This window comes from Streptomyces sp. UNOB3_S3 (assembly GCF_020740895.1).
In the GTDB taxonomy this organism is placed as follows: domain Bacteria; phylum Actinomycetota; class Actinomycetes; order Streptomycetales; family Streptomycetaceae; genus Streptomyces.
Genome location: NZ_JAILXP010000185.1, coordinates 1 through 13,825 on the forward strand (window position 1 = coordinate 1; position 13,825 = coordinate 13,825).

The 13,825-nt window shown below is 71.3% G+C and carries 12 protein-coding genes; 3 read left to right on the top strand and 9 right to left on the bottom strand.

Annotation, left to right across the window (positions count from 1 at the left end):
• Window positions 1-3,344, bottom strand: a 3,344-nt coding sequence (locus K6I33_RS20325; protein WP_229354667.1) for an NACHT domain-containing protein, incomplete at its 3' end; no start/stop codon positions are given.
• Entirely contained in the window at window positions 3,341-3,694 is a 354-nt protein-coding gene (locus tag K6I33_RS20330; protein WP_229354669.1) for a trypco2 family protein, read from the bottom strand. The genes K6I33_RS20330 and K6I33_RS20325, both read right to left, overlap by 4 nt.
• Before the next feature lie 316 nt (window positions 3,695-4,010).
• On the opposite strand from K6I33_RS20330, the gene K6I33_RS20335 reads away from it, so the two are divergent.
• Window positions 4,011-4,757: a M23 family metallopeptidase gene (locus K6I33_RS20335; RefSeq protein ID WP_229354671.1), complete on the top strand. Its 747-nt coding sequence runs from the start codon at window positions 4,011-4,013 to the stop codon at window positions 4,755-4,757.
• 18 nt (window positions 4,758-4,775) lie between these two features.
• Here the strand turns inward: K6I33_RS20335 and cseC are convergent, their stop codons facing one another.
• The 5 genes from cseC to K6I33_RS20360 form a co-directional block, all read right to left on the bottom strand.
• A complete protein-coding gene (gene cseC, locus K6I33_RS20340; protein ID WP_374285337.1) occupies window positions 4,776-6,143 on the bottom strand; it encodes a two-component system sensor histidine kinase CseC in 1,368 nt (455 codons plus the stop codon).
• A complete protein-coding gene (gene cseB / locus K6I33_RS20345; RefSeq protein ID WP_229354675.1) occupies window positions 6,140-6,850 on the bottom strand; it encodes a two-component system response regulator CseB in 711 nt (236 codons plus the stop codon). Before cseB ends, cseC begins: the two co-directional genes overlap by 4 nt.
• Before the next feature lie 7 nt (window positions 6,851-6,857).
• On the bottom strand, window positions 6,858-7,472 hold the full coding sequence (locus tag K6I33_RS20350) for a hypothetical protein (RefSeq protein WP_374285340.1): 615 nt from the start codon (window positions 7,470-7,472) through the stop codon (window positions 6,858-6,860).
• Window positions 7,473-7,498: 26 nt separating this feature from the next.
• Window positions 7,499-8,050 (bottom strand): SigE family RNA polymerase sigma factor, encoded by a 552-nt coding sequence (locus tag K6I33_RS20355; protein ID WP_229354679.1) that lies wholly within the window; start codon window positions 8,048-8,050, stop codon window positions 7,499-7,501.
• Between the two features lie 295 nt (window positions 8,051-8,345).
• Window positions 8,346-9,251, bottom strand: coding sequence for an A/G-specific adenine glycosylase (locus tag K6I33_RS20360; RefSeq protein WP_229354681.1), 906 nt, complete (start codon window positions 9,249-9,251; stop codon window positions 8,346-8,348).
• A gap of 129 nt (window positions 9,252-9,380) precedes the next feature.
• On the opposite strand from K6I33_RS20360, the gene K6I33_RS20365 reads away from it, so the two are divergent.
• Window positions 9,381-9,893, top strand: a complete 513-nt coding sequence (locus K6I33_RS20365) for a pyridoxamine 5'-phosphate oxidase family protein (RefSeq protein WP_229354683.1) — start codon at window positions 9,381-9,383, stop codon at window positions 9,891-9,893.
• Window positions 9,894-10,184: 291 nt separating this feature from the next.
• Window positions 10,185-10,928, top strand: coding sequence for a hypothetical protein (locus K6I33_RS20370; protein WP_238491844.1), 744 nt, complete (start codon window positions 10,185-10,187; stop codon window positions 10,926-10,928).
• Between the two features lie 78 nt (window positions 10,929-11,006).
• On the opposite strand, the gene disA is transcribed toward K6I33_RS20370, so the two are convergent.
• Window positions 11,007-12,137 (bottom strand): DNA integrity scanning diadenylate cyclase DisA, encoded by a 1,131-nt coding sequence (gene disA, locus K6I33_RS20375; protein ID WP_229354695.1) that lies wholly within the window; start codon window positions 12,135-12,137, stop codon window positions 11,007-11,009.
• Window positions 12,138-12,286: 149 nt separating this feature from the next.
• Entirely contained in the window at window positions 12,287-13,774 is a 1,488-nt protein-coding gene (gene radA, locus K6I33_RS20380) for a DNA repair protein RadA (RefSeq protein WP_229354705.1), read from the bottom strand.
• Between the last annotated feature and the right edge of the window lie 51 nt (window positions 13,775-13,825).

Below are 13,825 nucleotides of genomic sequence, written 5' to 3' on the forward strand. Positions count from 1 at the left end.
GTTCGGGGTGAAGCTGGCGGTGGGGGAGTAGGGGCGGGTGCGTCGCCGAAGATGCTTCTGATCGTGAGGCGGTCGCCCAGGCGCTCCGCGCCGGTCACTTTCAGGTTCCGAGGCTCGCTGGTCCACACCACCAGCGGACCTCGTGAGGCGTGCCGGTCTGAAAGGTCCAGTTCGACGCGGCCCGGGACGGTCGGCGTGAGGCGTAGCTCGTCGAGTTCGGGGAATGCGTGGAACAGCCCGGAGTCCACCCTGAGGTCCTCGGTGAGCGCAAGGCCGAGTGAGCGCACCTGACGAAGCGGTTCCACCTCCGCGAGATGGCCGGACGTTTTGATGCGGAGGTCGAGACTCTGCAGCCGACTCAGTTCCGCCAGCTCGCCGAGCTCCGCCAGGGAAGCGAGATGCGATCCGATGTACAGGGCAGTGAGGTTTCTCTGAGCCGCGATGCCGTTCAACCGGACCGGGCCCTCTCGACAGGAAATGTCGAGAGTGGAGATTCCCGGGGGTAACGGAGGAATTCTTCCGTCACTCTCGGATGACAGACCGAATAGGTCCAGGACGCTGAGTGCCGGTAATTTGGCGATGACACTCAGTGCGGCGATCGGAAGGAATGTCGCGTCCAGCGTCAGGCGTCGAAGGCTCGATCCCGCCAGGGCCTCCATGTCCCGCAGTCCGCGACAGTCGGAAATCCTTAGGATCCGGATCTCCGGATGATCGTGGATAAAATCGAGATCGGCCACGGCGGGATTATTGGCGATGCTCAAGAGCCTCAAGGAACGGCCGGTCAGGGAGCGGCCGATGCTGTCCGCCGTGTGGCTGCCCGCAATGGTCAGGGAGTCGATCGGGCCCAGCAGCGGGATCTGAGTGAGTTCCTCCGCCGAGGAGACGGCGAGCCGGATGTCGTCCAGCCGCATGTTCGCGAGGACCTGCTCCGCGAAAGTCCGAGCCTCGAAGCCTTCCCACGCGTTCGTCACCTGGCGCCGCACCATCTCCGATTCGTGCTGTCCGTAGCGCTTGAGAAGCGGCAGGGCCGCGTCCCCGAGCGAGCCGAGCACGCTCACGACGCATTGTGCCGGTTCGATGGCCATCCCTTCGGGCCCCGGTAGCACCGGGAGGACATCCGGCCCGAGGGAGGAAAGGAGGTCCACTTCCTCCTCTGTGTCCGGAGGCCCGAGCTCCTTGACCCCGTCCCAGACCTTCTCGTGCTGCTCGTCGTCCAGATACGCCGCGCTGATCGCGCACTCCGCCGCCAGCGTGCGCAGCGACCACCGTGCCTTCCGCCCGTCCGCCGAGTCACCGGCCGCGATCAACCCCGCGATGACCCGCTTGCTCTCCCCGCGCCCGCAATGGCCGATGACCAGCCGGAGCACGTCCTGCCATTGTTCTTCCTCCGCATGCCCCAGCAGTTCGTCGAGGGAATCGCTGTCCTGGAACTCCTTGGCCGCCAGATAGTCCTGGAAGGTGCGGTGGATGAACTGCAGGGAGTCCGCGGCGCGTTCCTGAAGGAGACCGCTCCGGTTGAGGAGATGCCTCAGGGCCTGCTCCGCCGTACCCTGCTCGCGGACGCGGCGCAGGCCCTTCATCGCGTGTTCGAGCTGGCGCGTCGCCTGTTCCCGCGAGAGCTCGGCCCGGCCGTTGCGCACCAGCCAGACCGCGATGCGCTGGAGCAGCTGCCGGCTGTCCTCGATCGTCAGGTCGATGCCTTCCGGGGCACCGATGCGGCGGTGGGCGTCGCGATTGCCCAGCAGCATGGCGAGCGCGGCCTCGTAGAGGTGCCAGCGGGTGCGGGGGAGGAGTCCCTGACGCCGTCGGTGGAGGGCACAGATCACCGCACACAGCAGCGGCGTACGGGCCAGGTCGCGCAGCGCGGCGTTGCGCTGGAACTCCTGGGCGAGGTCGCGTTCGAGGGCGGTGAGACGGGTGCGTTCCTGCTCCGCCCGCGCCTTGTCGGCGTAGCCGTCGCACTCCAGGCGGGCGGCCTTGTGCCAGGCGGCCACGAAGGACTGGATGTCGCCGTCGCTCATGGGCAGGAGCTGCAGCTCCTCGAAGCGCTCGGACTCCAGCCAGGCCTGCTCGACCGCGAGCGGCCGCGCGGTCACGAGGCAACGGGTGTCCGGGTACATCCGCAGCAGGTCGGCGAGCCATTTGCGGGCGGGGCCGCGCTCGGCCTGCGGGAGTTCGTCCAGGCCGTCGACGAGGAGCAGGGCCCGTCCCGCCTCCAGGACGCGGCCGGCCCAGCCGCTCGGGGCCTCGTCCACCTGCAGCCGGGCGATGGTGGGCAGCTGGGCGGGGGTGGGGGTGGTGATGCCCTGCGCGGTGAGACTGCGCATGGGGATCACGAAGGGGATCAGGCCGTTGAGGTCGCTCAGTTCCTCCGGCAGGGTCCGGCAGGCAGCGTGCGAGGCCAGCCACCACACGAGCGTCGTCTTCCCGGCCCCGGCCTCGCCGCGCAGGACGGCCCGCGGCCGTGAGCCCAGCAATTCCTCGATCCGCTGGGGCTCCGGGCGGAGGTCTGCGCTGTCGGGACGGTCCATGGCACGCGGAGCCAGCGCCTCCAGGCTCAGATACGCCGTGTCCAGGTCCCAGCTGTTCTCGCTGCTGCCCAGGTCGTCGAGGCCGAAGACCTCCATGCGGCTGTAGCGAGCCTTGATCGCCTTTGCGTACTGATCCTCGTAGGAGAGGTCCGCAGGGCCTCCCGAGCCGATCAGTTCCAGCGCAGATCGAAGGCCGAGCGCCCGTGCGGTGGCCGAGAAACCCGGTGCGAAGAGGATCTTCGCAATGGGCACGGCACTGAGGGCCGAGTGATCCCAGCCCGCCGGGTCCTCTGTAACGATGCCGAGCAGCACCGGTCCGGTGAACAGCGGGCCGCCGGACAATCCTGCCCAGGGGGAACCGTCGGACATGCGGGCCGGTGGATGGTGCGCGTCGCGCAGGAAGTACCGCTCCTGGACGCGGCCCGACAACGGCATGACAGTGCCCGTGATCTGAACGGAGTCCAACTGGGCACCTTTGTACCGCTGGACCTGCGGGAATCCGAGGATCTGACAGTCGGGAACGGGCCAGCCGCCCACCAGGCTCCCGAAACGTAACGCCTGCCTCCCGACCACGAGCAGTGGCTCCGTGACGTGCAGCAGTGCCGCGTCACGGTCAGGGTCGCGCCACACGACGTCGCCGGTTCGGTGAGTACTGCTGCTCAGGGCGACTATCACTGCGGCGCTTCCGGTGCCCACCACGTGGGCGCTCGTCAGGACCAGGTCCGGCGTGAGCAGCACCCCGCTGCCCTGCTGCTCGCCGAGAACCGCCACCAGGCGGCTCTCGGTGGAGCGAAACCACTCCGTGGCGCTCACTGCTCGTCCGCGAGCCCGAACCCCGACAGTCCCGCAGGCCGGTCGTTGCCGACCTTCCAGCCCTCGCCCGTGCGCCGGTCCTTGGGCGTCAGCTTGAAGGAGACCTTGTGGGTCCGCGTGGATCCCCGGGACGCGTCCGTGCCCGCGTCGACGACCCAGGCCTTCACCCCGCCCCGGCCTTTCACGTCCCGCCGCAGCTCGACCGTGAACTCCATGGCGATCTCGCCCACGTCGAACGTGAGGTCCTCCCCGGCCCCGGCCGCCGCCGCGCTGGTCAGGCCGTCGCGTATGGCCCGGACCGCGTCCGGCAGCTCGATGTCGTCGAAGTCCACCGCGATGCCCCCGCCCACTCCCCATCCGCAACGCACGGTCCGTGTGCGTGCGCTGACCCGGAGCGTACCGCCACCGCCGGGACTTTGGTCCCGGAATCCATAGGGTTGTTGGTCCCGGCGCGGTGACAAGACCCACAGGCTGTTTCGCCGCCACTAAGCCGGTTAGTGGAAATCCTCCCCGGCGAGGCCCGCGCGCCACCTCCAAGATCATTTCCGAATTACGGCCCGCCCTAGTAGCGGCGCCCTTTGTCAGCGCCCCCGCACACGGGTTACCAAGGAATGGCGATCCCGGTCCGACGGCCGGGACCTGTTCTTTTTCCGGAGGTTTTCCCGTATGCCGAAGCCGAAGCGCACCGCTTTCCGTGACTCGAGCAAGACCGCTTTCCGCGTCCGCACCGCCGTTCTCGCGGCCGCCGGGCTCGGGGCGTCGGTCGCGCTCGGATCCGGGGTCGCGCTCGCGGCCGAGGCGGCCGCTCCGGCCGGCGGCGTCCTCCCCGGCTTCGCGGCCGTCGCGCCGCTGGGCCACGCGCTGCACGCGCAGGGCGAGACGCAGCTGAAGGTGGCGGAGAAGGAGAAGCAGGACGCCGCCAAGCGCGCCGAGGAGGTCCGGAAGCGGGCCGAGGACGCCCGCAAGGAGGCCGAGGCCTCGCGCAGCCGCGCCAACGCCTGGGTGCACCCCGTCGAGGGCTATCGGATCGGCCAGCCGTTCGGTAAGGCCGGCAGCATGTGGGCCAACAAGCACAGCGGCCAGGACCTGGTCGTGGACTCCGGTACGCCCGTGAAGGCCGTCCACGCCGGTACGGTCGTCAAGGCCGGCGGCAACGGCGGTGGCGACGGTCCCGCGTACGGCAACGCCGTCGTGATCAAGCACGCGGACGGCCAGTACTCGCAGTACGCCCACATGTCCTCGGTGAAGGTCTCCGTGGGCCAGCGGGTCATGACCGGCCAGGACATCGGCCTGTCCGGCTCCACCGGCAACTCCAGCGGCCCCCACCTGCACTTCGAGATCCGTACGACCCCGGACTACGGCTCCGCCGTCGACCCGGTCGACTTCATGGTCGCCCGCGGCGGCGAGCTCTGATCAAGACCCGGCACAGCGTCAGACGCTGATCACCGGGAAGCTGCTCGTACTCGTCGGCGACGACTCCGGCAGCCACAGCACCGCGATCGCGCCGCTGCCGCCCTCCACCACCGGGTCCGCGTTGCGGAAGGTCAGCCGGGCGCCGAGGACCCTGGCCTGACCGGCCGCGATGGTCAGGCCCAGGCCGTGGCCCTTGCCCGCCCGGTCCTCGCTGCCCGTGCGGAAACGGCTCGGGCCCTCCCTCAGCAGCTCCTCCGGGAAGCCGGGGCCGTGGTCGCGCACGCGCAGCACCCGGCCCTCCACCGTGACCTCCACCGGGCCCTTGCCGTGCTTGGCGGCGTTGGCCAGCAGATTGCCCAGGATGCGCTCCAGACGGCGCGGGTCGGTGGAGACGTACGCCGTCCGCAGGACGGTCACCTCGGCCTCCGGGGCCGCCGCCCGCACCCGGCGCTCGACGAACTCGCCCAGCTCGATGTCCTGCATCTCCGCGCGCTCGGCGAAGCCGTCCAGCCGGGCGACCTCCAGGACGTCCTCGACCAGCGTGCGCATGGCCTGTGCCCGGTCCCTCACGAGCTCGGTGGGCCGGCCCGGCGGCAGCAGCTCCGCGGCGGTGAGCAGGCCCGTGACCGGGGTGCGCAGCTCGTGGGCGATGTCGGCGGTGACCCGCCGCTCGGCCTCCAGCCGGTCGCGGAGCGCCTCGGCCATGCCGTCGACGGCCCGGGCGAGGTCGTCGGTCTCGTCGCGCACCCGGCCGCCGATGGCGTCGCGGACGCGGATGTCGGACTCGCCGTCCGCGACCTTGCGGGCGGCCGTGGCGGCCTTGCGCAGCCGCCGGGAGAGCTGGCCGCCGACGAGGATGCCCAGCGCCGTGCCGCCGAGGACCACGGAGACGGAGCCGATGATCAGGGCCCGGTCGAGGTCGTTGAGGATGTCGTAGCGGTCCTTGAACCGGGTGTGGATCGAGAGGATCTTGCCGTCGCGCAGCGGGGTGGAGGCCCACACCTCGGGGGCCCCGGAGCCGTTGTCCTGGAGGTAGGTGGCGCGCAGCCCGAGCTCGGCGGCCTCGCGCAGCTGCTTGGGCAGAGCCGGGTCGTTGACCTGGGCGCGCAGCATCCGCTTGCCGCCGGTGGATTCGTAGTAGCGCTGCGCGATCTGGACCCGGTCGTCCATCTGGTCGCGGCTGCTGTTGAGCATGGAGACCCGGGCCGCGTTGTGGACGACGAGGCTGAGCGCGACGGCGACGAGCGCGCCGACGCAGGCGATGGCCAGACTGACCTTCCAGCGCAGGCCACTGCGCAGAGCGAGCTTCACCACGACTTCACCCTGACACGACCGGGCCCTTTGGGACGACCGAGCCGTCGGAAACCAACCGCACCGGGCCGTCAGCCCCGGAGCTTGTAGCCGAAGCCGCGGACCGTCTCGATGCGGTCCTGGCCGATCTTGCCGCGCAGCCGCTGCACATGGACGTCCACGACGCGGGTGTCGCCGCCCCAGCCGTAGTCCCAGACGCGCTCCAGCAGCCGGTCGCGGGAGAGGACCGTGCCGGGCGCGGCGGAGAACTCCAGCAGCAGCCGCATCTCGGTGGGGGTCAGGGCGACGGCCGCGCCCGCCTTGCGGACCTCCATGCCCTCCGTGTCGACCTCCAGGTCGCCGAAGCGCAGCACCCCGGCCTCGATGCCCTGGGGCTCCTCGGCCGCGGCGCCCGCCCCGCCGGCCCCGCTGGCGTGCCCGAAGCGGCGCAGCACGGCCCGGATGCGGGCGACGAGCACGGCGCCGTCGAAGGGCTTGGTCACATAGTCGTCGGCGCCGGCCTCCAGGCCCAGCACGACGTCGATGGAGTCGGCACGCGCGGACAGCATGATCACGGGGACGGTGGACTCGTCACGGATCCGGCGGCACAGGCTGACCCCGTCCAGGCCCGGGACCATCACATCGAGCAGGGCGATGTCCGGCTGCTTGGCCCGGAAGCTCTCCAGCCCCAGCAGTCCGTCCGGCACCGCCGTCACCATGAAGCCGTCGCGCTCCAGAGCGAGCTGCGTCGCCTCGCGGATGACGTCGTCGTCCTCGACGAAAAGCACATGCGTTTCGGCCACGCGGCTCTCAGCCCTCCGATCCTTCGCTCGGCACCTTGCCGGTGTTGCCGACCTTGTTGTAGTCGGTGTGGGTACGGCCGGTCTCGTGGAACGTGCCGTCCGACCAGTGGTACGTCAGGACGTCGACGCCCGAGGGGCAGCAGACCGCGTCACCCGGACCGTAGACCTGCTTGGTGATCGTGAGATCCCGGCGGTCGATGTCCGCGTACACGGGCGACTGCTCGACCGTGAACACATTCTCGTACGAGTCCCCCTTGGGACGGTACACATACGAGCCGATGCCGAGGGAATCCCCGCACGTCAGCACGTTCACCACGACATCGGTGTCGTCGCCTCCGGTCAGCTGGCCGTAGGTGACGTCGACCGGGTACTGGTCCTTGACGCAGGGCTTGAGGTTCTTCTTGATCTGATCGCTGACCTTGGGGTCGGACTTGATCAGCTTGATCGCGTCGACCTTCTGGGCCGGGGTGGCGGTCGCCGCGGGCGAGCGCGTGGCCGCCTTCGCGGCGGGCTGGTTCTGCGCCGGCCCCTCCTTGCGCACGCCGTCGCTGCTCGTCCCGCAGCCGGCAAGCAGAAGACCGGCGGCAGCGGCCATCGCAGTGACCGCACCACCGGTGATCATCGCCGGCCCGAAGCCGGCCGCGCGCTTCAGGCGGCGCACCGTTCCCGCCCCCGGTCGACGCGCTCGAGGGCGTGGAAGTCCAGGTCCCGGCTCTCCAGCTCCTGACGCAGCCGGGCCAGCGCGCGGTGCAGCGTGCTCTTGACCGTGCCGGTCGACATGCCGAGCGCCTCCGCGGTCTCCTCGGTGCTCATCTGCTCCCAGTGTCGCAGCACGACGACGCTGCGCTGCTTGGGCGCGAGGACCCCGAGGATGTCCATCAGCAGCGCACGGTCGGCGTGCTGCTCGGTGCCGTCCTCGACGCTGGCGTCGGGGAGCTGCTCGGTGGGCACCTCGTCGAGCTTGCGGGCGCGCCACCACTCCGTACGAGTGTTGATCATGACACGGCGGAGGTAGGCGTCGGCCAGCGACTTGTCCGCTATCCCGTCCCAGCGGCCGTAGGTGCGGACGAGGGCGGTCTGCAGCAGGTCCTGTGCGTCGATGGGGTCCGGGACGAGACGCCGGGCGCTGCGCAGGAGGGCGTCCTGACGGTTGCGCACGTACTCCTCGAAGTCCAGCACCTTGCCGCTGCTGCCCGCCATAACCGCAGCCTCCAATCCACTCGCGTTCCCCGCGCCACGCTGGTGGTCCTCCAGCACGGGTAGGACGCTACGGAGGAGCTGTTGCGACGCGATGTGCGAGAGCCCGTCGGCTGGAACACAGCTATCCATAGGTTGTGTAACAGCCGGAGGAATAGATCAAAGAAAGACCGGCTCTGTCCGTTTCGGAAGCAAGGCGGGGGCGGCTCACGACGATGGCTTTGTGAGCGCTGTACGACGGCTGTGCGCACATCCGTACGCACAGCCGTACGCGTGGCCCTTACGTCAGCTACGTCAGCTACGTCAGCGGCAGCCGGTAGCGTCCGTCGGCCAGCGGCTCGACCAGCCCGTCGGCCACCAGCCCGTCCAGCGCCCGCGCCCGCTGCACCGGCTCGTGCCACACCGCGTCCAGCGCGGCCTGCGGCACCGGCGCGATCGCCTCGCGCAGCACCGCCAGCAGCTTGCCGCGCACCTGCCGGTCGGTGCCCGCGTACGTCTGGCCCCGGCGCGGCGGCCCGTCGTGGGCGGGCGACCCGGCGGCCAGCCACGCGCACTCCGCCGCGATCGGACAGCTGTTGCACGAGGGTGTACGGGCCGTGCAGACCAGCGCGCCCAGCTCCATCGTGGCGGCGGCCCAGCGGGCGGCCACCGGCTCCTCTTCGGGCAGCAGGGCGCGGGCGAGCCGGCGCTCGGCGGCTGTCGTGGCGTTCGGCGGGTACTGGGTGCCGGTCACCGCGCGGGCGAAGACCCGGCGGACATTGGTGTCGAGGACCGCGTGCCGCTGCCCGTAGGCGAACGACGCCACGGCGGCGGCCGTGTACTCGCCGACGCCCGGCAGCGCCAGCAGCTTGGCGTGATCGCTCGGCACCTCGCCGCCGTGCCGCTCGGTGATCGCCGAGGCGGCGGCGTGCAGCCGCAGCGCCCGGCGCGGATAGCCCAGCCGCCCCCAGGCGCGCACCGCCTCGCCCGGCGGCTCCGCCGCTAGGTCGGCCGGGCGCGGCCAGCGGGCCAGCCACTGCTCGTACACCGGCAGCACCCGGCTCACGGGGGTCTGCTGGAGCATGAACTCGCTGACCATCACCCCCCACGGCCCGGCCTCCGGGCGGCGCCAGGGCAGATCACGGGCGTGCACGGTGAACCAGTCGATCACCGGGGCGTGCAACAGGGTGGACGTCTGGGGCGTGGTGGCAGGCATCGCAGTCATGGCAACTCCGATCCTGGCACGCTCGCGCGAAGTGGCGAAACGGCTGGGGCCCGCGTCGGCCACCCGCGCCCCCGGCCGCCCCGATCGGGTGAGCGCCACCACCGCCGACCGGCCTCCTAGGCTGATCGCATGACCGATCCCATGGCAGACCCCACGACCGACCCCGTGGCCGCGCCGCCCGCCGAGATCAGGGCCGCCCTGGACGCCCACACGACCCTGACCCTGGCCTACGCGGACGAGGACGGTCCGCAGGCGTGCGCCGTGCTTTACGCGGTGGACACGGCCGCCGGCACATCTGTTCCGTCGCTCCTCTTCGTCACCTCCGGCACCACCCGTCATGGCCGCGCCCTGCTCGCCGGCGACGGCCGTGTCGCCTTCACCGCCCAGCGCGACGGACAGGACTGGACCTCGCTCACCGGCGTCCAGGGCCGTGGCACCTGCCGCCTCCTGGAGGGCGCCGACCGTGAGGCCGCCTGGCACGCGTACAGCGCGCGCTTCCCCTACGTGGAACGGACCGACCGGCTGCGGCAGGCGATGGAACGCACCGGGCTGTGGGAACTGCGCCCGGACTGGCTGCGGCTGGTCGACAACGGCCGGGGCTTCGGGCACAAGACCGAGTGGGAGCAGTCCGTTTCATCCTGAAATCACCCTGAATTCGGGCGGAATTCGCTGGCGGGCATGATGTTCTGACGATTCATCCGCAGCCGTACGAACGCTCGTGGACCGCGCCGGTGACCGGTCCGGCCGGCGCCAACGGTCCCGGTTCCGGGCAGATGATGGGAAAAGTAGGCACTCCTACGGCGGGTACTGGCTGGTCCCCCGGCCGATCTCTCGTAGAGTTTTCGCGTGGGATCTCTGCGCAATCCGATCGGGCCGCTTCCTTCCTCCATCTACTGGCGGCGGAGGGCAGTTGCGCTTGGCGCGCTCGGACTTATGGTGCTGGTCGTCATCTGGTTCCTCGCCATGGGCGGTGACGGCGGCGGTTCCGAGGGCGACCAGAGCGAGGGCGCCAAGAACGGCCAGGCGCCGACAGCGGACGCCACGATCACTCCCGGACCGACACCTTCGGGGCCGCACAGCGGTCAACGACCGGGCGGGCGTGGCGATTCGGGTGGCGGCGGATCCAGTGGCGGTGGCGGCGGTTCCGGCGACCGTGCCGGGAGCGGCGGATCGGGGGCGGCCGGTGGCGCGGGCGGTGCGGCCGGCGGTTTCGGCGGCGGCCCCGGGCTGGCGGTGACCGGCGACAGCAAGCCGGTGACGGCCGCGTCGAGCCTGCCCGACTGCACACCGGGCGCGGTGCGGCTGAGCGTGCGCAGCGTCAAGGACTCCTACCGCCCGGACGAGAAGCCCAAGTTCGAACTCGTCGTGAAGAACTCCGGCGGCAGCGCCTGCAAGGTGAACTTCGGGGCGACCGCCGCCATGTTCGTCATCACCGACGACAAGGGTGAGGCGCACGTCTGGAACTCCGGCGACTGCCCCCGGGGCACCGGCGCGGTGCTCTTCGAGGTGCCGGGCTCCGGCGAGACCAAGCGCACCGTGGAATGGGACCGCAAGCGCAGCGCCCCGCAGTGCGCCACGCCCTCCGGCGCCATGGCCGCGGCGCCGGGGACCTACCGCGTCGAGGTGAAGGTCGCCGGCGTCACCGACCGCACGGAATTCGTCCTGGAGAAGGCCTGAGCCCCGTAAGGGGCGCGGGGAACTGCGCGACCAGCCACAACGGACCCGCAGCGGCCCGTCAACCCTCCTAGCGGAGCGTTAGACGTACCGCTCCAGGATCGACGACTCCGCCAGCCGCGAGAGCCCCTCGCGCACCGAACGCGCCCGGGCCTCGCCCACGCCGTCCACGGTCTGGAGGTCGTCCACGCTGGCGGCGAGCAGCTTCTGGAGCCCGCCGAAGTGGTCCACGAGCCGCTCGATGATGGCGCCGGGCAGCCGGGGCACCTTCGCCAGCAGCCGGTAGCCGCGCGGCGAGACGGCGGAGTCCAGCGTCTCGGGGGAGCCGCTGTAGCCCAGGGCGCGGGCGACGATGGGCAGTTCGAGGAGCTCGGCGTGGGAGAGGGAGTCCAGCTCGGAGAGGGCCTCGGGGACCGTGCGGGTGCGCTTGGCGGTCGGCTCGGGGACATAGTCGCGCACGACCAGCTCCCGCTCGGGCTCGACGCCCGCGATCAGCTCGTCGAGCTGGAGGGAGAGCAGCCGGCCGTCGGTGCCGAGCTCGACCACGTACTCCGCGATCTCCGTGGCGATGCGGCGGACCATCTCCAGCCGCTGGGAGACGGCCGTGACGTCCCGGACGGTGACCAGGTCCTCGATCTCCAGGGCGGACAGGGTGCCCGCCACCTCGTCCAGGCGGAGCTTGTAGCGCTCCAGGGTGGCCAGCGCCTGGTTGGCGCGGGAGAGGATCGCGCCGGACTCCTCCAGGACGCGGCGCTCCCCGCCCACGTACAGGGCGATCAGCCGCATCGACTGGCTGACGGAGACCACGGGGAAGCCCGACTGGATGGAGACGCGCTGCGCGGTGCGGTGGCGGGTGCCGGTCTCCTCGGTGGGGATCGACGCGTCGGGGTAGAGCTGGACGCCCGCCCGCACGATCTTGCTGATGTCCTTGTCGATGATCAGCGCGCCGTCCAGCTTGCACAGCTCGCGCAGCCGGGTGGCCGTGAATTCGACGTCGAGGACGAATCCGCCGGTGCACATCGACTCGACGGTCTTGTCCATGCCGAGGACGATGAGCCCGCCGGTGTTGCCGCGGAGAACGCGCTCCAGGCCGTCACGCAGGGCCGTGCCGGGCGCGACGGCGCTCAGCGTGCGCATCAGCCCGTCGACCCCGGAGCCACCGGAGGCGCCTCCGGACTTGCCGGGGCCCGATGCCCGGTCGTTGGCTGCCACTGCACTCCTCCGGTCGCAAGGTCAACGGTGCCTCGGGCCGCCCTGCTGTCGCGTACGCGCCGTCGTGCACGCCGTGCGCGTCGCGCGCTGTCGTATGCGGCGGAGCGTACGTACGGGCGGGACCAGGTGAAAGTCTACTGGCGCCCAGCCTATTCGGGAGTGGTCCTCGGGCTTGCCTCCCGGCCCGGCTCCCGGTTCGCCTCCCGGTTCGCCTCCCGGTTCGCCTCCCGGTTCGCCTCCCGGCCCTGCTCCCGGCGGGGACGCTTGGGCAGCACCCGGAGGGCATCGCCTATGTCCGAGACCTCCAGCACCTTCATCCCGCTGGGCACCTTGCCCGGGTCGGCGGGCACGAGGGCGTGGGTGAAGCCAAGCCGGGCCGCCTCGGCCAGCCGCCGCTGCACGCCCGTGACCCTTCTGACCTCGCCCGCCAGGCCCACCTCGCCGATGGCCACCAGGTTCTTCGGCAGGGGGGTGTCACTGGCGGCGCTGGCCAGGGCGAGCGCGATGGCCAGGTCCGCGGCGGGCTCGGAGAGCTTCACGCCGCCGACCGTGGCGCTGTAGATGTCGCGCTTGCCGAGGGCGCTGATGCGGCCGCGCTGCTCCAGCACGGCGAGCATCATCGACACGCGGGAGGTCTCCAGGCCCGAGGTCGTCCGGCGCGGGGAGGGGATCTGGGAGTCGACGGTCAGCGCCTGCACCTCGGCCACCAGCGGACGGCGGCCCTCCAGCGTCACCGTCAGACAGGTGCCCGGCACGGGCTCGGCGCGACGGGTGAGGAAGAGGCCGCTGGGGTCGGCGAGGCCGGTGATGCCCTCGTCGTGCAGCTCGAAGCAGCCGACCTCGTCCGTGGCGCCGTAGCGGTTCTTCACACCGCGCACCAGGCGCAGCCGCGCGTGCCGGTCGCCCTCGAAGTGGAGGACGACGTCGACCAGGTGCTCCAGCAGGCGGGGGCCCGCGATGGCGCCGTCCTTGGTGACGTGGCCGACCAGGAGGGTGGCCATGCCGCGCTCCTTGGACGCCCGGATGAGGGCGCCGGCGACCTCACGGACCTGGGCCATGCCGCCGGGCGCCCCGTCGATCTCCGGGGAGGCCACGGTCTGGACGGAGTCCAGGATCAGCAGCGACGGCTTGACCGAGTCGAGGTGCCCGAGGACGGCGGACAGATCGGTCTCGGCGGCGAGATAGAGATGCTCGGAGAGCGCGCCGATGCGGTCGGCGCGCAACCGGACCTGGCTCGCCGATTCCTCGCCCGTCACATACAGCGTGCGGTGCTCCTCGGAGGCCGCCTTCGCCGCCACGTCCAGCAGCAGCGTCGACTTGCCGACGCCGGGCTCGCCCGCGAGCAGCACCACCGCGCCGGGCACCAGGCCGCCGCCGAGCACCCGGTCCAGCTCGGGGACGCCCGTGCCGCGCGCGGTGGCCTGACGGCCGTCGACCTGGGCGATGGGCAGGGCGGCGGTGGTCACCCTGCCGGGCGCGGTCGTCCGCACGGCGGGCGCGCCGCCGAACTCCTCGACGGTGCCCCACGCCTGGCACTCGGGGCAGCGGCCGAGCCACTTGGCGGTGGTCCAGCCGCACTCGGTGCAGCGGTAGGAGGGCCGGTCCTTGGCGGACGAGCGAGAGGTACGGGCAGCCATGCGGAACACCGTAGCGGTGGGCACTGACAGTGCGGTCCTGTGTCTCTCCCC